General features: G+C 41.9%; 21 protein-coding genes. 13 read left to right on the top strand and 8 right to left on the bottom strand.

What is annotated here, in order from left to right:
* Together rplC and ACILP5_RS08195 are read right to left on the bottom strand one after the other, a co-directional pair.
* Positions 1-505: 50S ribosomal protein L3 (gene rplC / locus ACILP5_RS08190; RefSeq protein ID WP_395618172.1), on the bottom strand; the 505-nt coding region annotated here is incomplete at its 3' end.
* Positions 506-1,118: 613 nt separating this feature from the next.
* Positions 1,119-2,372, bottom strand: coding sequence for a metallophosphoesterase (locus ACILP5_RS08195; RefSeq protein ID WP_395618173.1), 1,254 nt, complete (start codon positions 2,370-2,372; stop codon positions 1,119-1,121).
* 380 nt (positions 2,373-2,752) lie between these two features.
* On the opposite strand from ACILP5_RS08195, the gene fbaA reads away from it, so the two are divergent.
* The 7 genes from fbaA (at position 2,753) to ACILP5_RS08230 (ending at position 8,800) form a co-directional block, all read left to right on the top strand.
* Positions 2,753-3,835: a class II fructose-bisphosphate aldolase gene (gene fbaA / locus ACILP5_RS08200; RefSeq protein ID WP_395618174.1), complete on the top strand. Its 1,083-nt coding sequence runs from the start codon at positions 2,753-2,755 to the stop codon at positions 3,833-3,835.
* A 260-nt stretch (positions 3,836-4,095) separates the two neighbouring features.
* Positions 4,096-4,815: a pirin family protein gene (locus ACILP5_RS08205; RefSeq protein ID WP_395618175.1), complete on the top strand. Its 720-nt coding sequence runs from the start codon at positions 4,096-4,098 to the stop codon at positions 4,813-4,815.
* A gap of 77 nt (positions 4,816-4,892) precedes the next feature.
* Positions 4,893-5,702, top strand: a complete 810-nt coding sequence (locus ACILP5_RS08210) for a UDP-2,3-diacylglucosamine diphosphatase (RefSeq protein ID WP_395618176.1) — start codon at positions 4,893-4,895, stop codon at positions 5,700-5,702.
* Between the two features lies 1 nt (position 5,703).
* The gene (locus tag ACILP5_RS08215) at positions 5,704-6,873 is read left to right on the top strand and encodes a glycosyltransferase family protein (protein WP_395618177.1); all 1,170 of its coding nucleotides are present in this window, start codon (positions 5,704-5,706) and stop codon (positions 6,871-6,873) included.
* A gap of 125 nt (positions 6,874-6,998) precedes the next feature.
* Positions 6,999-7,919, top strand: a complete 921-nt coding sequence (locus tag ACILP5_RS08220; protein WP_395618178.1) for a metallophosphoesterase family protein — start codon at positions 6,999-7,001, stop codon at positions 7,917-7,919.
* Positions 7,912-8,289: a DMT family transporter gene (locus ACILP5_RS08225; RefSeq protein ID WP_395618179.1), complete on the top strand. Its 378-nt coding sequence runs from the start codon at positions 7,912-7,914 to the stop codon at positions 8,287-8,289. The genes ACILP5_RS08220 and ACILP5_RS08225 overlap by 8 nt, the downstream gene beginning before the upstream one ends.
* Before the next feature lie 151 nt (positions 8,290-8,440).
* Positions 8,441-8,800: a hypothetical protein gene (locus ACILP5_RS08230; protein WP_395618180.1), complete on the top strand. Its 360-nt coding sequence runs from the start codon at positions 8,441-8,443 to the stop codon at positions 8,798-8,800.
* Positions 8,801-8,861: 61 nt separating this feature from the next.
* Here the strand turns inward: ACILP5_RS08230 and ACILP5_RS08235 are convergent, their stop codons facing one another.
* The 5 genes from ACILP5_RS08235 to ACILP5_RS08255 all read right to left on the bottom strand — a co-directional run bounded on the left by ACILP5_RS08235 (position 8,862) and on the right by ACILP5_RS08255 (position 16,813).
* Positions 8,862-10,319: an inorganic phosphate transporter gene (locus ACILP5_RS08235; protein WP_395618181.1), complete on the bottom strand. Its 1,458-nt coding sequence runs from the start codon at positions 10,317-10,319 to the stop codon at positions 8,862-8,864.
* An 80-nt stretch (positions 10,320-10,399) separates the two neighbouring features.
* Positions 10,400-11,464, bottom strand: a complete 1,065-nt coding sequence (locus ACILP5_RS08240; RefSeq protein WP_395618182.1) for a phosphoglyceromutase — start codon at positions 11,462-11,464, stop codon at positions 10,400-10,402.
* A 134-nt stretch (positions 11,465-11,598) separates the two neighbouring features.
* Complete coding sequence (locus ACILP5_RS08245; protein ID WP_395618183.1) at positions 11,599-12,147, bottom strand: hypothetical protein; 549 nt, start codon at positions 12,145-12,147, stop codon at positions 11,599-11,601.
* Between the two features lie 53 nt (positions 12,148-12,200).
* Positions 12,201-13,973: an Ig-like domain repeat protein gene (locus ACILP5_RS08250; protein ID WP_395618184.1), complete on the bottom strand. Its 1,773-nt coding sequence runs from the start codon at positions 13,971-13,973 to the stop codon at positions 12,201-12,203.
* Positions 13,974-14,005: 32 nt separating this feature from the next.
* Entirely contained in the window at positions 14,006-16,813 is a 2,808-nt protein-coding gene (locus ACILP5_RS08255; protein ID WP_395618185.1) for a TonB-dependent receptor domain-containing protein, read from the bottom strand.
* Between the two features lie 323 nt (positions 16,814-17,136).
* On the opposite strand from ACILP5_RS08255, the gene ACILP5_RS08260 reads away from it, so the two are divergent.
* The 6 genes from ACILP5_RS08260 to ACILP5_RS08285 all read left to right on the top strand — a co-directional run bounded on the left by ACILP5_RS08260 (position 17,137) and on the right by ACILP5_RS08285 (position 24,672).
* Positions 17,137-17,475 (top strand): hypothetical protein, encoded by a 339-nt coding sequence (locus ACILP5_RS08260; protein ID WP_395618186.1) that lies wholly within the window; start codon positions 17,137-17,139, stop codon positions 17,473-17,475.
* 137 nt (positions 17,476-17,612) lie between these two features.
* Positions 17,613-18,230, top strand: a complete 618-nt coding sequence (locus ACILP5_RS08265) for a TetR/AcrR family transcriptional regulator (protein WP_395618187.1) — start codon at positions 17,613-17,615, stop codon at positions 18,228-18,230.
* Between the two features lies 1 nt (position 18,231).
* Entirely contained in the window at positions 18,232-19,554 is a 1,323-nt protein-coding gene (locus tag ACILP5_RS08270; protein WP_395618188.1) for a TolC family protein, read from the top strand.
* Complete coding sequence (locus ACILP5_RS08275) at positions 19,554-20,594, top strand: efflux RND transporter periplasmic adaptor subunit (protein WP_395618189.1); 1,041 nt, start codon at positions 19,554-19,556, stop codon at positions 20,592-20,594. Before ACILP5_RS08270 ends, ACILP5_RS08275 begins: the two co-directional genes overlap by 1 nt.
* 2 nt (positions 20,595-20,596) lie before the next feature.
* On the top strand, positions 20,597-23,635 hold the full coding sequence (locus ACILP5_RS08280) for an efflux RND transporter permease subunit (RefSeq protein ID WP_395618190.1): 3,039 nt from the start codon (positions 20,597-20,599) through the stop codon (positions 23,633-23,635).
* Entirely contained in the window at positions 23,632-24,672 is a 1,041-nt protein-coding gene (locus ACILP5_RS08285; protein ID WP_395618191.1) for a lactonase family protein, read from the top strand. The genes ACILP5_RS08280 and ACILP5_RS08285 overlap by 4 nt, the downstream gene beginning before the upstream one ends.
* Here the strand turns inward: ACILP5_RS08285 and ACILP5_RS08290 are convergent.
* Positions 24,653-25,891: an aminotransferase class V-fold PLP-dependent enzyme gene (locus ACILP5_RS08290; RefSeq protein ID WP_395618192.1), complete on the bottom strand. Its 1,239-nt coding sequence runs from the start codon at positions 25,889-25,891 to the stop codon at positions 24,653-24,655. The genes ACILP5_RS08285 and ACILP5_RS08290 overlap by 20 nt on opposite strands.
* Between the last annotated feature and the right edge of the window lie 30 nt (positions 25,892-25,921).

A 25,921-nucleotide genomic window follows, 5' to 3' on the forward strand; every position in this document is an offset into this window, starting at 1 on the left:
GATTACCACCTGTACGACCCGCCATGCGTAAGCCTTTGAATACACGAGATGGGAATGAACACGCACCAATTGAACCTGGGTGACGACCGCGGTTATGCTGACCGTGAGTTTGACCACCCACACCCGCAAATCCGTGACGCTTAACAACACCCTGGAAACCTTTACCTTTAGAAGTACCAACCACGTCCACAAACGTGTCTAGCTCTAGCATCTCAACAGTTAAAACATCCCCTAAAGCTAGAGGCTGCTCAAACGTGCGGAATTCTACCAATTTCTTCTTTGGAGTTGTATTTGCTTTCTTGAAGTGACCCAACAAAGATTTTGTTGTGTGTTTTTCTTTCTTCTCACCGTAGCCGATTTGAACAGCGTTATAGCCTTCTTTCTCTACAGTTTTCACTTGTGTAACCACACAAGGACCGGCTTCGATTAGCGTACAAGGAACGGCTTTACCGTCTTCCATGTATAGGCTAGTCATTCCGACTTTTTTACCAATAATTCCTGACATAATATGTTAATATTTAAAATATAAATATGCTTACAAGGCTACCGTGGCTTGTTGTAAGACTTTTATTCAAAATCATCCCTCAACTGAGAGTGATATAGGAATCTAAACAATAAAAAAAAGCAGAATTGGTATAGGTAGACAAGATGAACCCGCTGTGGATAACAGCGAAAAAACACCTTGTGTAGCTTAATATTTAATTAATGGGCTGGGCATTCAACGGTCATCAATCAATACCAGTTCTAACACAAAAATCAAGCTTTCCTCGATTTAAGACCTGTTTGACATGCATTTTATGTGTTTTAAATAAATTCGGGAAGTTCTGCCAACCTCTCTCTGAATAAAAAACTGCGTTTGTCGAACGGGAGTGCAAAGGTAGGAAAAAAAAATAATACAAACAAGAGGGTGGGTAAAAATATTTATTTTAGTCGCTAGTCGAAAGTCGCTAGTCGCTAGTCGAGAGTAGAGATAAGAGAGTATAGAGTAGCGATGGTGAATGGTGAATGGTAGGCGACAACTAGATCCTGACTACCGACTAGTGACTAGTGACTAAGTCACGCAGTGACGACTGAGCGACGCAGTCGCGACTACCGACTAGCGACTAGTGACTAGCAACTCACTTCTCAATCACAAACCGATCCCGCACCTGTCCATCTGCGGCCACCCATTTAGCGTCAAATTTCGATTTAGATACATCAATAATCATCGATCCGCCTACCTCATTATTGACGTAAACCGCTGATTTCAATGGAAAACCAGGCATTTTTCCGCCTAATTTACTTCCTGAACCATTGACTACATAAATCACCCCTTGGCCTTTTTTGCCTACCACATACTGATTAGGGGCCTTTTCTGTGGCAACCACCTGTGTAGCTTCATCAAATGAATCATTTAGGCCAAAATGCCCGCGCAAAGGTTTCGTCCGCTCATATACATGACTGTGTCCAGCTAACACCAGATCAACATTGTATTTTTCAAAAAGGGGATTTACCTTTTCCCGCATGTTTTTCATATCAGCCTCCGTATCTGAATTGTGCGAACCTTTAGAATAGGGCGGCTTATGGAAATAGACGATTGTGAAAGGGAGGCGATTTGAGGCTAGGTCTTTGGCCAACCAATCATATTGATCTCCTTTCCCATCCATTACCTGGTTCCCTGCTGCATCGCGTATTTCTGTATCAATTGAAATCAGGTGCAAGGAGCCGTAATCAACCGAATAATAGGATTCTGAGTTAGAGGGAACTCCGCCAGCTTCGCCCTTGGTGGGCATGGAAAATATTTTGAAATAAGGAGGGACTGAGGAATCGTGTTTACCCGCGTAATCGTGATTACCAGGAGATGGATATAGGGCCAAATTAGGTAAAAAATCTGTCTGGTACACATCGAACACATGTTGTTGGTATTCCTCCTCCTTGCCATTATTATAGGCATTGTCACCTAACCAAATCCAGGCATCGATCGGCTTATCCGCCGTGTAATTCTTTATGGCATTTATCACCGCTTTTTGATTAGGCGAAAGATAACCAAAATCCCCTAGTGCCCAAATGCGCACCGACTTGGGATCTCCTGCCTTCGGTTTGGTATGAAAACTTCCCTGATGATTTGGCGATATACTATAGGTATAGGATTTAGCAGGGCTAAGTCCTGACACTTTAACTATATGATCAATTACGCGATTCGTATCCGCTATAACGCGGGACTTATTCTCCCCTTTTGTTACCAAAGTTACTTGGCTGGATTGAGGCGATGCCGTGCGCCATTGAATCAAAACGGATTCAGAGGTCATCGATTGCAAATAAGGTCCGCGAACGATCTGATCGTTTTGGCTGAACGCAGAAAAAGAAAGTAGAAGGAAGAGAAATTTTTTCATGGCGTTAAATTAATGGTAAATGGTGAATGGTGAATGTTAAATGATTATAAAATGTTGAATAGCAAATGGAGAGCATAAGGAAGAGTAGAGATAATAGAGTAGAGAGTAGAGATGGTAAATGGTGAATGGTAAATGGTGAATGATCCCTCCGGACTCATTTAGAGTAGAGATAATAGAGCATAGAGTAGAGATGATGAATGGTGAATAATTAGACGACCACTGGATACCGACTACCGGTTACCGGCTACTGATTACCGACTTGCCCGAAATTGTATTTTTCTCATATTCCCCCTCGAAAAACGAATAATAGTTTGTACTTTTGGGCTTTAGTTGCTGAAAATCAGGCAGTTTTTATTTATTTCCCAAGAAAAAAAAGTACTATGTCAAGTTTATCCAATCAAACAGGAGTGTTGCACGGAGATGCGGTTCAAGAGTTATTTGAAATCGCTAAAAAAAATCAATTCGCTTTACCAGCAGTTAACGTAACAGGTACTGATACGGTTAATGCAGTTTTAGAAGCAGCGAAAGCGGTAAACTCCCCTGTTATCATTCAATTCTCTAACGGTGGTGGTATTTTCTACGCTGGAAAGACCCTTTCTAACGAGAATCAAGCAGCGGCTATCGCTGGTTCTATCTCTGGCGCTTACCATGTTCACCAAATGGCGAAAGCATACGGTGTTCAAGTTGTATTGCACACAGACCACTGCGCGAAAAAATTATTACCTTGGATTGACGGTTTATTAGATGCTGGCGAGAAATTCTTCGCTGAGACGGGACAACCTTTGTTCTCTTCTCATATGATTGACTTGTCGGAGGAGCCTTTGGAAGAAAACTTAGAAATCTGCGCTAAATACTTAGAGCGTATGTCTAAAATGGGCATGACGTTAGAAATCGAATTAGGTGTTACAGGTGGTGAAGAAGATGGTGTGGATAACTCTGACGTTGATTCAGCTAAATTATATACACAACCGGAAGAGGTGGCTTATGCTTATGAAGTATTGTCCAAAATCTCTCACCGTTTCACGATCGCCGCGGCATTCGGTAACGTACACGGAGTTTACAAGCCGGGTAACGTGAAGTTACAACCAGTAATCTTGAAGAACTCACAAGAGTTTATTAAGGCCAAATATAATTTGACTCCTGAGAAACCAATCAACTTCGTATTCCACGGTGGTTCTGGTTCATCTCGCGAAGAAATCCGTGAGGCAATCTCTTATGGTGCAATCAAAATGAACATCGATACAGATACGCAATGGGCATTCTGGGAAGGCATCTTGAATTTCTACAAAGCAAATGAAGCCTATTTACAAGGCCAAATCGGTAACCCAACAGGTGACGATTCTCCGAACAAGAAATACTATGACCCACGTGTTTGGTTGCGTAAGGGCGAAGAGACTTTGGTAGCTCGTTTAAAAACAGCTTTTGAAGACTTGAACGCGACGAACGCGAATCAGTATCTATAGTCGCTAGTCGAGAGTCGAGAGTCAAATGAGCTGGAACTTTGTTCTGGCTCTTTTGGTTTTTAGAAGATTAGAGAGCATAGAGTATAAAGAAGAGATAAAAAATCCCGAACTTTGCATCCGAAAATTACCGACTAGCGACTAGCGACTAGCGACTAGCGACTAGCGACTAGCGACTAGCGACTAGCGACTAGCGACTAGCGACTAGCGATTAGCGATTACCGATTACCGACTACCGATTACTGACTACCAGATACCGTGTTATGAAAACCGAACTACACCCTGCCTCCTCCCGCGGAACAGCCGATCACGGCTGGCTGAAGACCGCCTTTAGTTTTAGTTTTGCTGGCTATTATAATCCGGCGAGAATTCATTTTGGTGCGTTGCGCGTGCTGAATGATGACTTTATTGCGGCTGGAATGGGTTTTGGAAAACATCCGCATGATAATATGGAGATCGTGACCATTCCGATGAAGGGTGCGGTGGCGCATGAAGATTCGATGGGGACGAACGGGATTATTAATGCGGGGGATGTGCAGATTATGTCTGCAGGCACTGGAATCTATCACTCAGAATTTAATGCGAGCAAAACAGAGGGTTTGGAACTATTCCAAATCTGGGTCATGCCTAAGTTAAAAAACATTACTCCACGCTATGATCAGCGCACCTATAATTCAGCGGATTTCAAGGGACAATGGAAAACGGTGGTTTCGCCACTGGGATCGGACATCGATTCGCTTCAAGTAAATCAGGATACCTATTTTAATATCACTGAATTAGCTGAGGGCGAGAGCGTGAATTATGCGTTGCAAGGTGCTCAGCAAGGGGCATTCGTATTCGTCATTGAAGGAGGCATTGAGGTGGCTGGAGAGAAATTAGGACGCAGAGATGCGATCGGGATTTCTCAGACAGAAACCATTGAAGTAAAGGCTTTATCAGCAGACACGAAAGTATTGTTGATCGAAGTTCCCATGGTCTGGTAGATTTAACTTTAGCGTAACAATCGCTTAATCAGGAGTTTAAAGTGATGGCCTATTTTTGGTAAACCAAATAGGTAAACATGGGCCGTCATTCTCAACCCACCTACAAAACAATCGTTATCTCTGACTTGCATTTAGGTAGCAAGGGGGCTAAAGCAGCCGAGGTTAACGAATTTTTACGCGCACATTCGTGCCACCAACTCATCTTAAACGGAGACATCATCGATGGCTGGCAGCTTAAAAAAGGCGGCAGCTGGAAGAAGAAGCACACGGCATTTTTCCGTAGTGTGTTAAAGATGATGGACAAGTGGGATACGGAGGTGATCTATTTGCGCGGGAATCACGATGATTTCTTGGAGCAAGTACTTCCGTTGAAGATTGGGAAGCAGTTTTCGATCCGCCAGGATTATATGTTGAAGAGTTTTGGCAAGAAATACTTCATCACTCACGGCGATATTTTCGATAGCATTACGAGCCAAATGAAATGGCTAGCCTATTTAGGCGATATCGGCTACACATTCTTGTTGTGGTTGAACAAGTGGTATAATCAGTACCGCAGCTGGCAAGGAAAGCCTTATTATTCCTTATCGCAGGTGATCAAGCAAAAAGTGAAGGCGGCTGTAAATTTCATCTCGGATTTTGAGGAGAAATTAGCGGAATTAGCGAAGGCCAAAGGCGCGAATGGCATCATCTGTGGCCATATTCATAAGGCAGAGATCAAAATGATCGACGGAATTGCCTATATGAACTCTGGAGACTGGGTGGAATCATTAACGGCTTTAGTGGAAACACACAAAGGGGAATGGCAGATCATCGAATTCCCGAACTACAATTTAAAAGCAGAGTTAAACGAAATTTTAGGCGAAAAAATCGCTTTAGAAGTAGAATAAGATGGGAAAATTCATATTTACTGTACAAGGAGAAGGTCGTGGACATTTAACCCAAGCGATCTCATTTACGCAAATAGCTCGCGAAGCAGGTCACGAGGTCATCGGATATGCCGTGGGATCTTTTCAGGGGCGCAAGATCCCTTCGTTTTTTTTGGATTTCATTGGTGACACACCCTTACTTCAGTACAATAGTCCATCGATAATTTTTGGCAATGGTAAATCGGTGCAACTATTCAAAACAGCCGCGCAGGCGTTTACGAATTTCAAGACGTTTTGGAGAAGCGCGACGCAGCTAGAAGAGTTTATCAATGAATTGCAACCAGATGGAATTGTGAATTTCTACGAATCCATCACAGGATTATATAAGTTAAAATCAGGGTCTAAAATCCCAACGATGTCTGTAGGTCATCAATACTTGTTACTAAATAAGAACTTCGAGAGCATCGCAGATAAGAAGATCGATCGTATACTGTTGAATATGAATACGATGATTACGTCAATCGGTTCGAAGAAATTATTAGGCTTATCCTTTCGTCCTATTGATAATGACGCGAAAATTGAGGTGGTACCTCCCTTATTGCGTCAGCAAGTAAAGAGCATTGTTCCTAAAGCCGGCGAGCGTTGGTTAGCTTACTTGACTCACTTCCGTTTATCAGAAGATATTATGACTTGGTCGAATGCGAATCCAGACGTGAAATTGGATTGCTTTTGGGATAATCCAGCGCGCAGAGAGACCTACCACTACTCGGATTCATTAACTTTTCACCCGATTGATGCAGAGAATTATCTGTCCAAAATGACGGAATGCGCTGGCCTAATTTCCACCGCCGGTTTCGAATCCGTAGCTGAAGCGATGTATTTAGGAAAACCTGCCATGATGGTCCCAGTGCCTAATCACATTGAACAAATGATTAATGCATTCGATGGAGAAATGTCCGGAGCGGGAATAGGCGCGACGACGTTTGACCTGAGTATTTTCAAAAAATATTTACCATCTCACGTTTCTGTACAAAATCAATACCAGGAATGGGTGGCTAAGTCCCAAAACTTAATGGCTGGACACTTGTCTGATCTAATCGCTCAGCCAGTGTATGTGGCAAACTTCCGCGAGAATCAAGGAACCGGTTTATCAGGTATGTTAGGAAGGAGACGATTCCGTTGGTCACGCTAGATAATCACAAAAAGGGAGCCATAAAAGCTCCCTTTTTTTATGATTTGTTAATAATATGTTCATTATTAATCAACATGGATACATCGCGATTTCCCTAGTTTTGTTTAGACATTTAGTTCTATTAAATGAATAGAAGATCCCTTCTGCAAACCTTGGGATTAAGCCTTGGAACCCTCACTCTTCCCCACCTTGGAAGAGCAAATACCACCCCCACTCCTGAAAAACCTTTTCGAATTGCGCATATTACAGATGTGCACATGATGCCTTTAATAGGGGCTGCGAAAGGCTTTTCTAAGTGTTTAGACCACATTCAATCTTTACCTCACAAACCCGACCTTATTATTAACAGTGGCGATGCGATCATGGATGCGCATAGAGGCGGAAGAGCGATAGCTGAAAAACAGTGGCGTACCTGGAATAATGTGATTGAAAAAGAACTTTCGGTGCCCATTATTCAATCATTAGGTAACCATGATATTTGGGTAAAAAACGAAAGCCCCGAAAGTATAATTGAAGGAAAAAAATATGCTTTAGATGAAATAAAAGAATCGTCTTTATATTTCTCCAAAGACCTAGGCAATTGGCATCTCATCAGCTTAGACAGCATTAGCCCTAATGTAGAAGGGAAATGGTACACGGGAAAAATAGATGAAGCTCAAATGCACTGGCTTAAAAATGAATTAAAAGCTATTCCTAGCTACAAGCCGATCATGATTGTTTCCCATATCCCAATTCTGGCTGCCTGTATTTTCTTTGATGGAAATCGCTTTGAAAATAATCAATGGAATGTTCCTGGCAGATGGATGCATGAAGATGCGAACGAACTGAAAAACCTGTTTAACCACTACCCTAATGTAAAACTAGCTATCTCCGGCCACATTCACTTACTAGATCGCGTCGAATATAATGGGGTAACCTATTGCTGTAATGGCGCTGTGAGCGGAGCGTGGTGGGGCGGCAATTACCAACAAACAAAACCTGGCTACGCCATTATTGATTTATATTCAGACGGTCGTTTTTCTAATACCTATTCATCCTATGTTTAAAGCGTGGGCCTTTTTATTAATTGCGGCAGGATTCGAAGCGGCCTGGACCTACTCCCTTAAAAAGGTCAGTTTGAATTCTATTAAGTTTGCCATTAGTGAAAACCCTTTTTTCAGTGTCCCAGTTGGAAAAGAAATAGGCTATTTACTCATTTACTTAGGATTAGGTGGCGCAAATATTTTCTTTTTATCCCTTTCTCTAAAAAGTATCCCATTAACTGTAGCCATCGCAAGCTGGACTGCGATATCACTAGTTTTTATAAAATTTTTTGACGTATTTATTTTAAAAACACCTACTAACAACCTAGAAATCTTCTTCTTAACACTAATTATAGTAGGAATTGTAGGGCTAAAATTTAGCTCCCCTAACTAGTTTCAATGTTAAATTTTTCAATGTTACGTAAATGTTAACATGGTTTAATTTTATTTAACAATTTCTTTACATAGCTTTGGCCATCACATTAAAAAAAACCATTATGAGTGAGAATAACAAAAAATTGACCGATCAATTAGTGCAAGCAGTCTTGCCTAAATTAAAAGGACTTTCTGAAAAAAATGCAAAGAAAGTGTTGCACGAAACAAATAAGTCAATTGCTGCCATAGCTAAAAAATATAGCAAACTAATTGCAGAGCAAGAAAAAGAGAAAGCAAAGGCGAAGGAAAAAGCTGCAAAAGAGACTAAAAAGAAAGCAGAAAAAGAGGCTAAGAAAAAAGCTAAAGAAGGCAAAAAAGTCGCTAAAGCGAAATTGCTAGCTTCTTTAATCGCGAAAGAGAAATCGGCAGCGCCTGCAGTAACAAAAAAAGCACCAGCAGCGTCTAAAAAAGCTCCTGTTGCTAAGGCTCCAGCAAAACCTAGATCAAGAGCACCAAAAGCTAAAAAATAAAGTTTGATAGATTCAAAAAAAGAGGGACGTTGTCCCTCTTTTTTTTTACATTAAGATTACACTAGCCCGTAATCCAACGGAAAAATAAGAATAAAGCCGCGGATAAAAGAACGGTTACAGGTAAGGTTAAAATCCAAGCTAACACGATATTCTTTACCGTATCCCCTTGCAAGTTCTTGATACCCCGCTGAGCCACCATCGTTCCAGCGATACCAGAACTTAATACGTGAGTCGTACTAACTGGCCACTTGTAAGCTGTAGCTAAACCAATCGTAAGTGAGGCAATTAATTCTGCCGAAGCACCTTGAGCGTAAGTCAAATGGTCTTTACCAATCTTCTCTCCAATAGTAACAACAATTCGCTTCCAACCAATCATTGTTCCTAATCCTAACGAAAGAGCCACCATCCACATTACCCAATTAGGAGCAAAGTCGGTAACTCCTGCAATACCGGTGCTTGAAGAAGCGCCAAAAGTAAAGAAGGGAGCTTTCGAACCTGCAGTAGCCTTTTTCCAAGCAGATTTATCATTTTCAGAAAGCGCGACTGACTCACTTTCAATCAATTTCTTAGAATGCTTATTAATGGTCAATGCTGCTTTTCGAATAGCAAATTTTTGATCCGTACTTAAGGTGGCTGGTGTTAAATTCTGTGAAGTAATAACCGCTAAATCCAAAACTGAATGTTTCAAATCTACTAAATTAGCTCGTTCCTTTTCAGATAAAGGAATGGTATCAATCTTAGCCGTCACCATTTGAACAGTGGCTAAACTTGACTTCACCATCTGCATATCTAACGTCGTATTTATGGCAAAATATCCAGGTAAGAATGCAATCAATATCACCATCACTAAACCGATTCCTTTTTGCCCATCATTTCTTCCATGAAAAAAAGAAACCAAGGTACAGGTCGCGATTAAAATAGAACGAATCCAAAGCGGAGGAGGTGATTTTTTCTTAGGCTCCTTAAAGATTTCCTTATTTGTTACTGTCTTCTTTAAGATATACATTAAAATAATGGCTAAGGCAAAACCGAATAAAGGGGATAATAAAAGTGCCTGACCTATCTCAATGACTTTATCCCAATTCAAGGCTGAGACACCTTTATTCGAGGCCTCAGGCAACAAAGCATGACCTAGGCCGATACCAATAATTGAACCGATAAGCGTATGAGAACTAGAAGCAGGTATACCAAAATACCAAGTACCTAGGTTCCATATAATTGCAGAAATCAACAAGGAAAGCGCCATGGCCATCGAATGATAGACGTTCGTATCGACGAGCAATTCCGTGGGGAGCAACCCTATGATGCTCATCGTAACACCTACTCCTCCCGTTAATAAACCTAAGAAATTCATAATCCCAGACCAAACAACTGCCTGCGTAGGACGCAAAGAATGGGTATAAATAACGGTTGCAACTGCATTAGCTGTATCATGAAATCCATTGACAAACTCGAAAGCACAAGCGGCTAAAAGGCAGAAGCAAAGTAGAAAAAATAATGTAGGATCTAATCCGAACATATAATAAAATTTATATTAAAAATTTAATTCACTAAGGTAGTGGAGTATTACAATACCCATGTTAAGGAATTGTTAAATCCCTATTTTACCACACTTTTAAAATCAACACTTATAGCCTTGGCTACTTTGTGAATCAAGTCTTTTTGGAACACTTTCTCCTTAGATCTGACCTCCCCTAAGTTAGGAATATTCGCTCCTATCATGGCATACCATATCTGGTAGCAATCTTTCACGCTCTCACCATGCGAAGTCCATTGGGTTTTAATCGCATCACCCCGACCGTGATCGGTCGTAATTAACAAGGTTGTTTTGCCTTTATAATCTGGATCGGAATTCACAAAATCCCAAATCTCACCCACCCAAGCATCAAACTGATGCGCGGCATCTAGGTAATGATTATAGGCTCCTTCATGTGCAAACTCGTCCGTCTCTCCATAGGAAATGTACAGCGCTTTCGGCTTGTTCTTTTTCAAATAATGCATTGCCTTGAAATGCGTAAATACATCAATAGACTCAGCCATTCCAAATGGCTTGAACGTTTCCTTTAGCATCTTAGCTAACATCTTCATTTCTGGATCTTTCTCCATTTCAGGATAAGAATCAAAGGCATTAACAACCGGAAAACCTGCTCTTTTCTCATTCAAAATACGATCAAAGGCATCCCAAGCGCCAAAGGCTGCCACCCTCCCCTTGTAGGCAGGCAAGGAATTTAAGTACTCAAAAAAGTTCGTATTTGGATTAGGCTTATAATCATTCGAGTTAACTGCCGTATCTACTTGGCCTGTTAAAATCTCACTGTAACCTGGGTATGAGAACCAATAAGGATTCGCATTGTCTACTAAGCTGCCCGCCAATCTATTTCCATGAATCTGACCTCCAGCGGCTAATTTTCCCCAGAAAAAAGGCATCAATTTTTCGCGTCTTCCTTGCACTGTAGGTGCATAATATTGCTGAATTAAACGAGCAGAATCACCGTGGTGGAAACGCTTGATTTTAACAATGGAGGTGTCGATTCCATTAAACAATTCCTGCCAGCGGTAGCCGTCTGTGGTGATGACGATGACGCGAGGATCAGCTTCTTTTTGCGCAACTGCGACTGAGGATACAGCTACAGTTAATAGCAATAGAGTAAATAGTGTTTTCATGTTACTTGTTTTGAATGCCAAAGCTAATTTATAGAAATAAACGGATAATGAACGGCACATTATCAAATCAATAAAACAAGAAATGCTGAGGAGAAACTCCTCAGCATTTTCTGTATTACACCAATATATTATCTTTATAAAACTCCGGTCGAAACCCAAGTTTTTTTCTTTTTATCGTATACTAAATATTTATCCGGCCATTCCACATAATGTTTCATAGCTAAATATTCCGTTAAATTTCCTTTTTTGACTAATTCTTTGAAAAGGAATGAACCTCTCTCCACGACTAACTCTTCTGTAAAATGAGGGGTATTGACCACCTCTTCAAAATTTTCTGGAAGTAAACTCCCTTCTTTCAAGGTGAATTTACCTACCACCCCGCGACGTAAATCTTTACGTCCCGCCACAGGCCTACTAATCAGGTAAATAAAGTTACCTGCTGTATCTTTTGATAAATGAACAAAATGAAATAAGGGAAGGCGGCTAACATACTCTGCTCGATATTTCGATTGAAATTTCGTTGAATCAGTAGCGAATCGAGCATTTTCACTTATATAAGTGATAACGTTGGTAAGTAATGTATCCCGCTCCGAATCAGAGAAATAATACCCGACCTCCTCTTTAGAATCACACGAATAACAGAAAAATAAGCCGACAAATAATAAACTGTATAATTTTTTCATTGGTGTAAAAAAAGGGACGTTGCTTTCACAACGTCCCTTCTATTTTATTACTACTATTTAATGTAAAGCACTGAGTTAGGTGAGAATTCAGCCCAACCAGTAGTCCAATCTGTATCTTTAAATGCACCGATATAATCCGTTGCAGTAGTACCTGTTAAAGTAGGTAATGCTGTTCCAATTAAAGACTCAGATTTTCCTGCTGTTAAAGTTAACGTAGGACGAGCAGACCATAATGCAGCTGAGATTCCTGTATTAGCTGTCGAAGTCAACGTTTTGTTTCCAGCAATTGCCTTGAACCAATCCGATGCCTTTACGCCAGAACCAATTTCGATTGGTCTAGCAGCTACAGAACCTGAAGAACCTGTTCTAGCAATTTGCTCATCATCTACAACCGCTACTCCAAATCCATAAAGTCCAGAGTTTAACGAAGTAAATCCAGTTGTTCCCCATCCTTCAGTACCAGCGATCACTACGTTTTTAACGATCAATTCACCATTAGCAGCATTCGTCTTAGCAGCTCCACGTTGGCTATCAATGTATAAACCAGCTGGATATCCTGTGATAAAGGTATTGTATACTTTCACTTTTGCGTTGCGACGTAATTGGGCTCCATTTTGGAAGTTTGCATCAAGGTAGTCAGATGATTTACCCTTTGCACCAATAATAGAGAAGTTTACAAGCGTTGCAGCTGTAAATGGAGTAAGGTTTGAACCCTGTGAATCATTATCAATTTCAAAACCATTTGATCCTGAAACGTCAGCTAAATTACCATCACGGTAACCTAAACCAAACTGAAGAGTACCTGAATAACCGTTATCCATATCGAAATCATCATCCGTACCTTTGTAAGCGATTAAATACTTACCATTTACAGTACCACCGAACCACTCAAATGAATCATCTAAACCGAAAGAAGCCATGATGTACTCAAGTTTTGTACCTGAACCTACTGAACCCATAGTTAAAGAGTTGATCTCCTGATTTGGATTTAATGGAATACCAGCATACTCAATACGAACGTATTTCAAACTACCAGAGTTATCATCAGCAGCTGTTCCACCGTGGAAACCTTTATAACCACCTTCTAACTCATTCGTACCAACCGGAAGGTTATTTGGTGCTCTACCACAAATAACAACACCGCCCCAGTCTCCAGGAGAACGAGAACCAATTCCTTCTGCAGATGTAAATACAATCGGCTCAGTAGCTGTACCTTCAGCGATTAACTTAGAGCCACGCTGAACGATTAAAGTACCTTTCGTTGCCTTATCACCAATAATCACAGTACCTGCTTGAATAGTTAGAGTACCCGTTTTCGTAACTGTACCATTAACAGCTTCTTCACCTACGCGAACATAACCTTTCAAACGATAAATTTTATCTTTTGTCCAGGATATATTGCCTTCTAGAACACCTTCTACTTCGACAATCGCCTTAGGAGGAATAGCAGAAACCGTAACTGGGATAGCTACAAGAGAAGAAACCTGATTCTTGTTATCCGTTACTTGAACAGTAAAGTTTACAACCGCACCAGCATTACCTTCAACTACATAATCTTTTGAATATTCAGCTGTTTTTTCTCCAGCCATGATTTTCGTATCAAAAGCAGTACCATTCTTCAATACAGTGATGGACTTTAGACCAGCAGGAGCATTAATTGTTGCTTTCACTGTAACCGTAGATCCCGGAATACCCGCTAAGGTTCCAGACGTTGAGACCGTAGGAATAGGGAAAACCTCTTCTTCCTTTTGGCAACTTGCTAATGCTACTACTACAATAGCTAACATTGCAAGTACTTTAAACATGTTTGTTTGTAAGCGTTTCATTACTTTTTTTGTTAAAATGTTAAGTGTATAGATTAATTGAAAGGGGAAATTATAAGTCCTAAAGAAGCCACGCGACCTGGTGCATAGTTCTGAATAATTTGATCTTTATCACGATCAAAATTCTGATCCTGATTTCCATCCTGCAAAATGATATTTCCTTGATTTAAGATGTCGCTAATTCCACCTTTTACCATGATGGCTTTCGTTAACTGCTTAGAGAAATTAAAATCAATCACATTTCTAGGAATCTCGTACCAATCAGGATAAGGAGCACCAAAGTTATTACCTACCGCAAAGATGCGTTTACCAATCACATTGTAATTAAAATTCAACTGCAAGCCTTTCTTCGTATCATTATAATTTAATCCTGCATTGATAATGTAGGGCGATTGACCTTGTAAAGGGCGATTATCTGATTGAGCAGCTGCAAGCTTATCATCTAATTTAACACGGCTGAAAATATAAGAACCATTCAGTACCAAACTAGTACGTCCTAATATAGAATTAGGCGAATTAGCGGCTAAATTCTTGCGAATTTCCGCCTCGAGTCCAGTTGAATAGGCTGATTTCGCATTAGAAAAATTCAAAAGCGGGTTTGCTCCTGATGCGAATACCACTTCTATTGGGTTAGTAAAATCTTTGTAGAAAGCCGCGATACTGATTAACTCAGACGGTGACGGATAAAACTCATATCGAAAGTCAAAATTATCAATATCAGCATTCTTTAAAGCAGGATTACCTGAAATAGTACGATTGTTAACAAAATCATAGAACGAGAATGGAGCTAGCTCGCGAAATTCTGGACGATTCAATGTCCTTCCATAAGCTAAACGCAGCAATGATTTCTCTGTAAAGTTGTAGGTAATATTCATTGACGGTAATAAGTCCAAACGAGTATTATCGTAGTTGATTAATTTCCCAACTAAATCTGCAGAATTCAATTTCTGACTATTTTGCTCAGCTCGTATACCAGCAATCACATTAAACTTCTTCCCAAGAGCATAATTAGCTGATAAATAACCCGCAATCAGTTGATTACTTGCATCATAGGAATCATTTGGATTTGTTTGCTCATCTATACGAATACCCGTTCTGGTATTAAAGTTTTGTCCTGATAATAATTGATCTATTGGTAATGTGGTTTGAAAGGAAGGTGTCGATTTTACATAACCAATGTTTCGAGCGTTAAAATCACGTACTTTATCTTCAAAAAAGGCCCCCCATTTTAATTCAAGTTCTTTTGAGTCTTTTAAATCAATCTTCTTAACAGCATTAAATGCAGCTGTGTAAGATGACTCATTCATGTCGATGTAAGTTCTTCCCAATACTGTTGTTTGTGCTGCCCCGTTAGGTATAAACAAACTTGCAGAAGCACCGTCCACATTGTAGCGGAAACGCTTGTAATCAGGTTGCGCGCGATAAGAGGAATTATATCCTACCATCCAGTCCACTTTCAAACTACCTTCTTGAAGATCATGGCGACCAGTTAATTGACCTGTGTAAAGACCTCTATACACCTGATCAAAAGAACGAATATCCCAGTTTGAACCGTTATCAAAACCATCACGTTTGATGTATTGCGTATTAGCTAATTGATTGAATAAATTTTTGAATTCAATCACTGACCCATTGGCAAAGCGAGCGGACCAGTTATTCGAAACTCCAAGACGAATTGCATTGGTATATTGTTTATCTAAAAAATTAAATACTGCATCAGGCTCGCCAGTTGCGTTTATATTACTAAAACCCCAATCGTTTCTGACCATTTCAAAGGTGGTTCTAGAATTAGAATAATTTAAAGACGTTACGTTACCGAATTTAGTGGACCCTAAATCAAACTTAAATCCTCCTGACAGAGAGGCGCGCATATCTGGTAAAGCAGATGATTGCACTGGAAGCCAGTTGTTTTTTAAAGAGGCTCCAATCGCGTCTATACCTGAAGGACCTGCGTTCAATAGATCAGTTCGAGTGGCTGGAAATGAATTTGGCAAATCAAAGTATCCTTGATTAAAACCCGTCCAAGCTAGATTTGCATTTTTAGTTGCATAGAAATCTGAACCAGTGGTACCTTCTCGATAGGAGCTAGATAAATCTAATGTCAAGAAATTATTTTCAGGAATCGCTTTCGTGAAAATTTTCACAACCCCACCTGCAAATTCGCCTGGAATTTCAGCTGATGGTGATTTGAATACCAAAATACGGTCGATTTGACCAGCTGGAATGATATCGAATGAGAATGAACGCACATCCGTTTCCATGGATGGAGCGAAGGCATTATTTAATTGAACCGTGTTGTAACGCTCGTTAAGACCACGAATGTTAATAAAACGCTCGCCGAAGATGGTCACACCTGGAACACGCTTCACAACCTCTGCCGCTGTACGATCTAAGGTTTTTGTGATTTGTGCAGCCGAGATACCGCTTACTACTAATTGAGCCGCTTTGATTTCTGAGATAACGGAGACTTCGGTATTAGTTAATCGCTGAGCGACTACTTTTACTTCTGCTAGAGTAGAGGTTGCCTCTTGAATTTCTAAATTCAAATCAGTTACTTGACCGTTCTCTACTTTAACACCTTCATAAATTTTAGAATCGTAACCTACATAAGAGATCTTTAATGAATAAGACCCTGCTGGAAGCTTAGCTATAGAAAAGAAACCATTAATATCCGTAGCAGCTCCTTTATTAATGCCTTGCACTAAGATGGTTGCGCCGATAATATCTTCTTTGGTTTTGGCATCCTTAATAGTTCCGCGTAGGGTTCCTTCTTGTGCAAAAGCCGCTGCAGAGAGCGTAAATAATAGAATGATAAGATTGGTGTACTTGTAAAATGATTTCATAAAATGGAATACTGGTGATAATTTCGACACAAAAATACACCTCCCACTACGGGGCTCCGTTATGACTATGTTAGGCTTTTGTTACCAAATTGTTAAAAACAATTCGTTCACTTAACAATTTCATAACATTGCGATTTTTCATCGAAAATTTCACTTTTTTAGGGCTTTTTATAGTACAATTTCAAGTTTTTGCATTTTTTATAGAAGAACTTTCTTGGAAAAATGAAAATTAACGCGGATTTAATTTGTGGGTAATGTTAAACGCCTAGTTTTGAGACAACAAACGGAAATAATTCCGCCTAAGTTTTTTAAAATCAAGCATTATGAAAAAGTACACGTTAGCTGCACTATTCTTAGTAGCCAGTATGTCTGTCGTTTCTGCCGCAAATGGAGCAGAATTATCCCTTCCAGTGAATATCGAATCAGTAGGTAGATTAAAATATATGGTATCTGTAAATGCAGGAGCCACCGTACTTATCTATGATGGAGAAAATCACGAGATTCACAAGGAGTACATTTCAACGCAAAAATTGTTCAATCTAGCGGGTTTATCTGACGGTAGCTACCGCATGGTCGTGTTAGATATCAACAAAAAAGTGTTGACTTCGAAGTCATTTAAGATCAAAACAGAAGTGAAACGCGATATTATCGCTATGAACTAGCTCATTATACAGTGAAAGATTAAGGGGTAAAAAGGCGGGCCATTGGTTCGCCTTTTTCTTTTAGAGTATCTGATACAGAATACGACATTTTGAAAACTTAACACTGTTAAGTATATTTACGCTGTAATTTTAAAAATATGAGCATAGTCGCCAGAAAAGAGAAGCAGAAGCAGGAGATTCGGTCCTTGATACTAGAGGAATCGATGAAATTATTCGTGGAAGAAGGCTTCAGTAAAGTATCCGTTCGCAAGATCGCCGAACGAATTCAATATAGCCCCACGACGCTCTATCTGTATTTTAAGGACAAAAATGAGATCCTGTTTTATTGCTGCGAGTCAGGATTTAAGAAAATGCTGGAGCATAATATCGCTCTAGGATTAATCAGCGATCCCATCGAACGCCTCCACCAGATGGGGATTAATTACTTGAATTTTGGCCTAGAAAATCCGGAATATTATGACTTAATGTTCATTCAAGAAGCACCTATGGCCACGCTAATCGATATGGGTGCAGGCTGGTCGAGTGGTGATCAGGCGCTGGAAGCCTTAAAAATGATTGTTCAGGATGCGATGGACAAAGAATTATTAGTTCCGGCGAAAGTGGAAACGGTGGCGATGGCGGTTTGGAGTATGGTACACGGCCTCGTTTCTCTCGCGATTAGACAGCGCTTGGATAAATTAGTGCCCGCTGAAGACGTCGAAAAAACCATGCATGAATCGCTGGATTGGTTATTAAAAACAATGAAAAAAGTTTAAAATGAAATACCTGTTATTACTTCTTGCCTGGCCAGTTTTAGGCCAAAAATCCGTCCTCGACGATTACATCGCCACGGCCTTCCAGCAGAACATCACGCTACAGCAAAAAAACATTCAGGTAGAAAAGGCGATGATTGCCTTAAAATCAGCCCAAAGCCTCTACCAACCCACTGTAGCCTTTCAAGGTGGTTACCAAAGTGGCCAGGGCGGTCGTAGCATCGCCTTTCCTGTAGGCGATTTACTAAATCCGGTCTATTCGACTTTGAATGCCTTGACGAAAAGCACTGCCTTCCCACAGATCGCAAACGTAGAAACCAATTTCTTTCCTCGCGATTTCTACGACGTGAAAGTCCAGACTTCGATGCCGCTTTATAACAAAGACATCAGCTACAACAAGCAAATCCAGGAGCAATCCATCAGCCTGCAGCGCGAAGATGCGTCTCTTTATAAAAGAGAATTAGTCAAGCAGATCAAGACCGCTTATTTTCAGTATTTATTGAGCCTGGGTCTTCAAAAAGTCTACGAAAATGCCCTAAATCTAGCCATAGAAGGAAAAAAGGTCAACGAAAAATTGCTCGCAAATGGTAAGGGCTTACCTGCCTATTTACTCCGTTCGGATAGTGAAATCGCTAACATCCAAGCTCAAATGGCCGACGCTTCGAAGCAAAGTCAAGCCGCTCAGATGTACTTTAATTTTCTCTTGAACCGGGAATTGCGCGCGGACATCCGCATCGATTTCGAAGTGGAAAAGGCCTTGAATGCTGCCTATAATGTCACGCCTGGAGCACGGGAGGAATTATCCTTATTGTCGAAATCCATTGGGCTTCAAGAGACCGTTTTAAAGATGAATGAATCATTTTACCTACCTAAAGTGAGTGGTTTCTTAAGCTTAGGTTCACAGTCCACTATTTATGATATTAATGCCAAAAGCGCCTATTATTTCCTAGGCTTACAAATGGACATTCCCATCTTCACAGGAAAACGGAACCTCTACAAGATTAAGCAATCTCAACTCGATATTGCTTCGGCAAGAAATACCCTTGACCTCAGCGCGAAGCAATTCACGATGGCGACCGAAATCGCACAGAAAAATGTTCAATCCTCTTTAGTGAGTTTCCAAGCCTCTACTAAATCCTTCGAAGCGGCATCCGCTTATCTGCGCCTAATCGAAAAGGGTTACAAGGAAGGTGTAAGTACCTATTTAGAAACGGTGGACGCCAGAAATCAATGGATGAATGCCACCATCAACTACCAATTAAAACAATTCAACGTATTAATCGCCGCTGCCGCTTACGAGCGTGAAGCCGCTAGCTACCCACTCTAATGAAAAAGATCTGCCTACTATTTTCCCTCATCGCGGTAGTTTCCGCTTGCTCTTCTAAGAAGAAAGAAGCCGCTGCGGTGACTAGCGACGTGATCCCAGTTTCGGTCATTTCCTTACAACAAGAATCCATCTCCCGCCCCATCCAGGCTTCCGGCGTTTTCACAACGGAAGATGAGACCTATTTAGGTTTCAAAATAGGCGGAGTCATCCAACACGTTTTCGTGAAGGAGGGCGATGCCGTGAAAGCGGGTCAGCTCTTAGCTAGCTTGAATCTCACCGAAATCAAAGCCCAAGTGCAGCAAGCTCAAATCATGCTCGAAAAAGCCAAGCGTGATCATGCTCGAGCTAAGAATCTATACCGAGACAGTGTGGCGACATTAGAGCAATACCAAAATGCAAAAACCGGCCTAGAGATCGCACAGGAAGCCTATAATGCAGGGGCTTTCAACCAAAATTATGCCGAAATCAGAGCCCTGAAATCAGGTTTTGTGTTGAAGAAATTAGCGAATGACGGTCAGGTCGTGGGCCCTGGAACGCCGGTCGTTTTGTTGAACGGAGCGAACAAAGGGAATTGGGTGTTGAAGGTGGGTTTGAGCGACCGGGACTGGGCGGCGACGCAGGCGGGTGATCCGGCTGAGATTACGATTGATGCTATGGCAGAAAAGTCCTTTAGTGCCACCGTTCTGGCAAAATCCGAGGGGGTGGATCCGGTGACGGGAACGCTGTGGGTGAGTTTGCGCATCAGTGGGGCGCCGACAGCGCAGCTGGCGGCGGGGCTTTTTGGCAAGGCTAAAATAAGCCCGCGGGAGAAGATCAAATCCTGGGTAATTCCGTACGATGCGATTCTAGATGGAAACGCAACGGAAGGCTATGTTTTCGTGACAAAAGATGGGAAAACAGCTCAAAAAGTGAAAATCCAAATCTCTAGTATTGATCACGGAAAGGTATTTGTGTCTAGCGGTTTAGAAGATGTGCAGTCCTTAATTACCAGCGGAAACGCCTATTTAGACGCCGGTTCAGCCATTAAAATCGTCCGCTAATCATGAAAATAGCTAACTACGCGGTAAAGAATTACCAATTCACGCTGACCATGTTCCTGATGGTCGTGGTCGTGGGTATCGTGACGATTATGACGATGCCTCGCGCCGAAGATCCGGATATGAATGCCCCTCAATTCCCTATTATCGCTGTTTATCCGGGTACAAGTCCAGATGACATGGAGGAACTGGTGGTGAAACCGGTGGAGAAAAGACTGTACGAACTAGAGAATGTCCGCAAGATAAATACCACGATTAGTGATGGTTTAGCGGTGTTCGCGGTTTACTACAAATATGGTGTGGTCGTGGACGAGAAATACTCCGAAATCGTCCGCGAATTAAACAGCATCAAAAGCGAATTACCGAAAGAGGTCATCAAACTAGAGGCCCAAAAAGCCACTCCATCGGGCACGAACGTGTTGCAGATGGCACTGATTTCGAACAATGCGTCTTTAGACCAATTAAAAAATACCGCAGAGCGCTTGCAAGAAGATTTGGAGAAAGTAACCTCATTGAAAAAGGTGACCATTTCAGGCTTACCAGAATCACAAGTCAAGATCGATTTAAATATCGAAAAGATGGCTCAGATGCAGGTTTCACCTGACCGAGTTTTGCAAGCCATCCAAAGCGAAATCGCAAATATTCCCGGCGGAAGTATCGTCGAAAACACGAAATCCTATAATATCCTGACTTCCGGAAACTACCAAAACATCGAGGAGATCAAGAACACCATCGTATTCTCCTACCAAGGCAAAAATGTGTTTCTGAGAGATGTGGCAAATGTTTATTTTGATTATGCCCCCGAAAATCACATCACACGACTAAATCAAAATCGCTGCTTGTTCATCTCCGCCGCACAAAAATCCGGCGAAAACATCGCGAAGACCCAGGCGACCTACGAACCTGTCATCGCACAATTCAAGAAGACCTTGCCGAAGAACATCGACCTAGTCGTGAATTTTGATCAAGCCGAAAATGTGAACACCCGCCTGAGCGGCTTATTGAAGGACTTTATCATCGCCATTCTCTTAGTCGCATTAACGCTCTTACCTCTCGGTTTGCGCGCAGCTTCCATTGTGATGATTTCGATCCCGCTTTCTTTAGCGATCGGGATTATCCTATTGAACATCATGGGTTACAGCTTAAACCAATTAAGTATTGTGGGTTTAGTGGTGGCATTAGGACTTTTAGTGGATGACAGTATTGTGGTAGTAGAGAATATCGAACGCTGGATGCGAGAAGGGCATAGCCGATTAGATGCGACCTTGAAAGCCACGAATCAGATCGGAATGGCCGTTTTAGGTTGTACGGTGACCTTGATTATTGCCTTTTTACCTTTGGTGTTTTTGCCTGAAGCGTCTGGCGAATTCATCCGCAGTCTACCTATGGCCGTGATCTTCTGCATCGTCGCGTCCTTAGTTGTTTCGCTGACGGTGGTTCCGTTTTTATCAAGCCGTGTATTAAAGTCGCATGAGGGAAATCCGGAAGGAAATCTATTCATGCGCTTGTTGAAAAAACTAATTTCGGGCTCTTATTCCCGCTTATTAGACTGGGCTATTCAACGACCTAAAACTACTTTATTGATTGCTATTGCCATTTTTGTGGCTTCCTTACAGCTCTTCCCTATCGTCGGATTTAGTCTTTTCCCGGCCTCTGAAAAGCCGCAATTTATGGTCAACATTTTCAGCCCCTTGCAGTCGAATTTGGCCTATACGGATTCGGTTTCCAAACTGATCGAAAGCGACCTGCGCAAGCTTCCAGAGGTTAAATACGTGTCTGCTAATGTAGGTAAAGGAAATCCGCGTATTTACTATAACGCGATTCCGCTGAACGACCGAACCGATTATGGCAACTTGTTTGTGCAATTGCAGGACGATTTAGATGCAGATGAGAAAATAAACCTGATCGAAAAACTGCGCACGAAGTATACGAATTATCCAGCGGCGACCATCGAGGTGAAAAACTTCGAGCAAGGCCCGCCGGTAGTCGCTCCCATAGAAGTCCGGATTTTAGGCGATAACGTAGACACCTTGCGCCAAATCGCCAGCCGCGTTGAAACGATGCTAAAGAACACGAAGGGGACGATTTACGTCAAAAACCCCTTAAAAAACCTGAAATCAGACATCAAGTTCGATATCAACAAGGAAAAAGCGAGTATGCTGGGTATTCCCACCGTCAGTATCGATCGCATGATTCGCTTGGTGGTGGCTGGATTTGATTTGGGCAAAATGACAGACAAAGAGGGAAAAGAATATGCCATAGTCGTTTCCAAACCGCATCCGAAACATCCAAGTCTGGAGGTATTCGATAACTTGTATGTGAATAACGTGCAAGGCACGGCTATCCCCTTGAGCCAAGTGGCCTCCGCGAGACTTCAGACCTCGCCGGTCAGTATCAGTCACTTGAATAAGAATCGCTTAGTGTCTGTGAGTTCTTTCGTGGAAAAAGGTTACCTAAATAACGAGGTGATTGCTGAGACGGAAAAAAACCTCGAAAAGATGGCACTTCCGGCTGGATACCACTTCGAGATGGGTGGAGAAGTAGAGAGCGCGAATGAGAGTTTCAGTGGTTTTGGGACCATTATTTTAGTGACCATTTTCTTCTTTATTGCCGTACTTATTCTTGAATTCGGAACGTTTAAAAGTACGTTGATTGTGCTTTCTGTAATTCCTTTAGGCATCGTGGGGGCACTTTTAGCCCTTTGGTTCACCGGAACTCCGCTTTCCTTTGTGGCTACGGTGGGTCTGATTGCGCTGGCTGGAATCGAGGTAAAAAATACCATCTTATTAGTTGATTTTACCAACCAATTGAGAGCCGAAGGTATGCCGATGGAACAAGCCATCCGCGAGGCCGGTGAGGTGCGGTTCTTGCCGATTATTTTAACGACATTAACAGCCATCGGGGGATTAATTCCGATTGCCATTTCGACTAACCCGTTAATTTCACCACTCGCGATCGTGATGATAGGTGGACTGATTAGCTCTACCCTACTCTCGCGCATCGTGACACCGGTGGTTTATAAATTAATCCCACCTAGGATATGACATTGAGCACGATTTTCCTGCTTCCGCAACTGATTATAGGTTCTTATACACATAAAGGCAACCCCGGCATCGAGGTCTTTAACTGGGATGTGAAAACAGGCAAAGCCACCAAAAGCTATAGCCTAAACGTACCAGCGGCTTCTTACCAAGCCATTTCAGGGGAGTTATTATTCTCTGTTTCAGAGGAAGGCGATGGCAAAGCAATTGTTTCGTCATTCCAATTACGTGAAGGCAAATATGCGCCTATAAACACCGAATTAAGCCGTGGAGATCATCCTTGCTACGTTTTATACCGCGAGAAATCAAAGACCTTGTATACCGCGAACTATTCCGGAGGAAGTGTGAGCGTATTTCAAACAGTTTCCGGGAGACTCAAACCTTTAGCTCAATATATCGCTTACTCTGGCTCCAGCATCAATAAAGACCGCCAAAACAGCTCCCACGCCCACATGGTCGCACTTTCACCGGATCAGAATACCTTGTTTGTGACAGATCTAGGATCGGATAAGATCTATGCGCACGCCATTTTGGCAAATGGGCTTTTAGAAGAAAAAGGCTCAGAAATCGTCCTCACCCCCGGCAACGGACCTCGCCACATTCGCTTCAATACAAAAGGCGATCGCGCTTATTTGTTAAATGAATTAAGTTCTGATGTGGATGTATTCGCCGTGAAAGGCGCGCAATTAGAGAAAATCCAAAGCATCCCAGCGGATACCTCCGCAGCTCAAGTGAAAGGTTCCGCAGATATCCATATTTCTCCGAATGGGAAATGGCTTCTAGCATCGAACCGAATCTCTAGCAACCAGGTGGTCGTTTTTAAAATCGAAGCAGATGGGAAATTAACACGCGTATTCCACCAAAATGTCGCTAAAATTCCCCGCAACTTCACCTTCGATCCATCGGGTAAGTTTGTGTTAGTGGCAAGTCAAGAAGAAGACCGCGTACAGGTATTTAAATTTAACAACGTAAGCGGAACACTAACAGACAGTCATCAAGATATTCTCGTCAAATCGCCTGTTAGCTTGCTAATTCGCTAATCGCCTTCACTAATACGTCGAGCTCTTTCAAGGTTGTAAAGACGTTAGGAGTTATTCTACATCCATGGATATTACCCCCATCGATGGCCACCGTGAAAATCTTGTATTCTTTCATCAAACGCTCGGCTAAAAGAGCTGGCTTTATTCCTTCAATCCCCACATTCGCTATCGCACAGGATTTCGTGGGGTCCGCTGGATGGTGCAAACGCACTCGAGGAAGAGGGCGAACTTTAGTTGTCCAGTAATTTTGCAGGAAACGCAAACGCGCTTCCTTGCGAGCAGGACCTATTTTTTCATAGAAATCAATCGCGTCGTCCACTGCTAAATCGGTATAAACGGGAATCGTTCCTACGTGATTCAAATGGGCTATATCCGTCACTGGTACTCCTTCATCCGCGAGCAGCGGCCATATCTTAGCTATTTTATCTTTGCGAACGTGTAGAATTCCCACGCCTAAAGGAACGGCTAACCACTTGTGCAAACTCGCCCCATAATAGTCACAATTCAAGTCAGAGATTTTGAATTCAAATTGGGCTACCGCATGTGCACCATCTACCATCACTTCTACGCCGCGGGCGTGGGCCATATCGCAGATTTGGCGAACAGGATTGATTTGTCCGGTGATGTTAACCATATGGCAGACCATGATGAGCTTGGTTTTATCCGTGATGGCTTTGGCATACAAATCAACAATTTCTTGATCTGAAGCTGGATTTATAGGTAGTGAAATGATCTTCAAAACGATGCCTTGACGGCGAGCGACTTGCTTAAACATGTCTTGCATCGCGCCATAATCTTGCATCGCAAAGATGGCCTCATCCCCTGCTTTCCAAGGGAAACCGGAAATAATAGTGTCTAAAGATTCGGTGGTATTTCGCGTTAAAACGAGCGTGTCCTCTGGGCAACCGACTAAGCGGGCGACGCGTGCGGCGATTCGTTTTTTATTATCAAATTGCACCGTTCGCATATAGTAAGCGCCCTGCGCATTCACCGTGCGGATATGTCGAAAGTATTTTTCCAAAGTTGCCTCCGGTGTGATATTATAATACCCACTTTCTAGATTGATAAAGTCAGGGCTGAGTTTATATCCGCCTCGAATTCCTTCCCAAAATTCTTCGTCTGAAGCAAGTGACTCGACTGTTTGAGTTTTGGCATACGAAAACCAAGGAGCAGAAGCTCCCAAAAGTGTGCAGGCTTTTAAGAAGGTACGTTTATTCATGACAGAAAATTAACAAAAAAATCACATTTC

The sequence above is a fragment of the Aquirufa sp. genome, from assembly GCF_044239315.1.
GTDB lineage: Bacteria > Bacteroidota > Bacteroidia > Cytophagales > Spirosomataceae > Aquirufa.

Coding starts and splice junctions, on each gene's coding strand:
- ACILP5_RS08255 (WP_395618185.1), bottom strand. CDS start 16,813: ATGAAATCATTTTACAAGTACACCAATCTTATCATTCTATTATTTACG.
- ACILP5_RS08195 (WP_395618173.1), bottom strand. CDS start 2,372: ATGAAAAAATTTCTCTTCCTTCTACTTTCTTTTTCTGCGTTCAGCCAA.
- ACILP5_RS08245 (WP_395618183.1), bottom strand. CDS start 12,147: ATGAAAAAATTATACAGTTTATTATTTGTCGGCTTATTTTTCTGTTAT.
- ACILP5_RS08290 (WP_395618192.1), bottom strand. CDS start 25,891: ATGAATAAACGTACCTTCTTAAAAGCCTGCACACTTTTGGGAGCTTCT.
- ACILP5_RS08270 (WP_395618188.1), top strand. CDS start 18,232: ATGAAATACCTGTTATTACTTCTTGCCTGGCCAGTTTTAGGCCAAAAA.
- fbaA (WP_395618174.1), top strand. CDS start 2,753: ATGTCAAGTTTATCCAATCAAACAGGAGTGTTGCACGGAGATGCGGTT.
- ACILP5_RS08265 (WP_395618187.1), top strand. CDS start 17,613: ATGAGCATAGTCGCCAGAAAAGAGAAGCAGAAGCAGGAGATTCGGTCC.
- ACILP5_RS08235 (WP_395618181.1), bottom strand. CDS start 10,319: ATGTTCGGATTAGATCCTACATTATTTTTTCTACTTTGCTTCTGCCTT.
- ACILP5_RS08215 (WP_395618177.1), top strand. CDS start 5,704: ATGGGAAAATTCATATTTACTGTACAAGGAGAAGGTCGTGGACATTTA.
- ACILP5_RS08225 (WP_395618179.1), top strand. CDS start 7,912: ATGTTTAAAGCGTGGGCCTTTTTATTAATTGCGGCAGGATTCGAAGCG.
- ACILP5_RS08275 (WP_395618189.1), top strand. CDS start 19,554: ATGAAAAAGATCTGCCTACTATTTTCCCTCATCGCGGTAGTTTCCGCT.
- ACILP5_RS08250 (WP_395618184.1), bottom strand. CDS start 13,973: ATGAAACGCTTACAAACAAACATGTTTAAAGTACTTGCAATGTTAGCT.
- ACILP5_RS08260 (WP_395618186.1), top strand. CDS start 17,137: ATGAAAAAGTACACGTTAGCTGCACTATTCTTAGTAGCCAGTATGTCT.
- ACILP5_RS08210 (WP_395618176.1), top strand. CDS start 4,893: ATGGGCCGTCATTCTCAACCCACCTACAAAACAATCGTTATCTCTGAC.
- ACILP5_RS08205 (WP_395618175.1), top strand. CDS start 4,096: ATGAAAACCGAACTACACCCTGCCTCCTCCCGCGGAACAGCCGATCAC.
- ACILP5_RS08220 (WP_395618178.1), top strand. CDS start 6,999: ATGAATAGAAGATCCCTTCTGCAAACCTTGGGATTAAGCCTTGGAACC.
- ACILP5_RS08285 (WP_395618191.1), top strand. CDS start 23,632: ATGACATTGAGCACGATTTTCCTGCTTCCGCAACTGATTATAGGTTCT.
- ACILP5_RS08240 (WP_395618182.1), bottom strand. CDS start 11,464: ATGAAAACACTATTTACTCTATTGCTATTAACTGTAGCTGTATCCTCA.
- ACILP5_RS08280 (WP_395618190.1), top strand. CDS start 20,597: ATGAAAATAGCTAACTACGCGGTAAAGAATTACCAATTCACGCTGACC.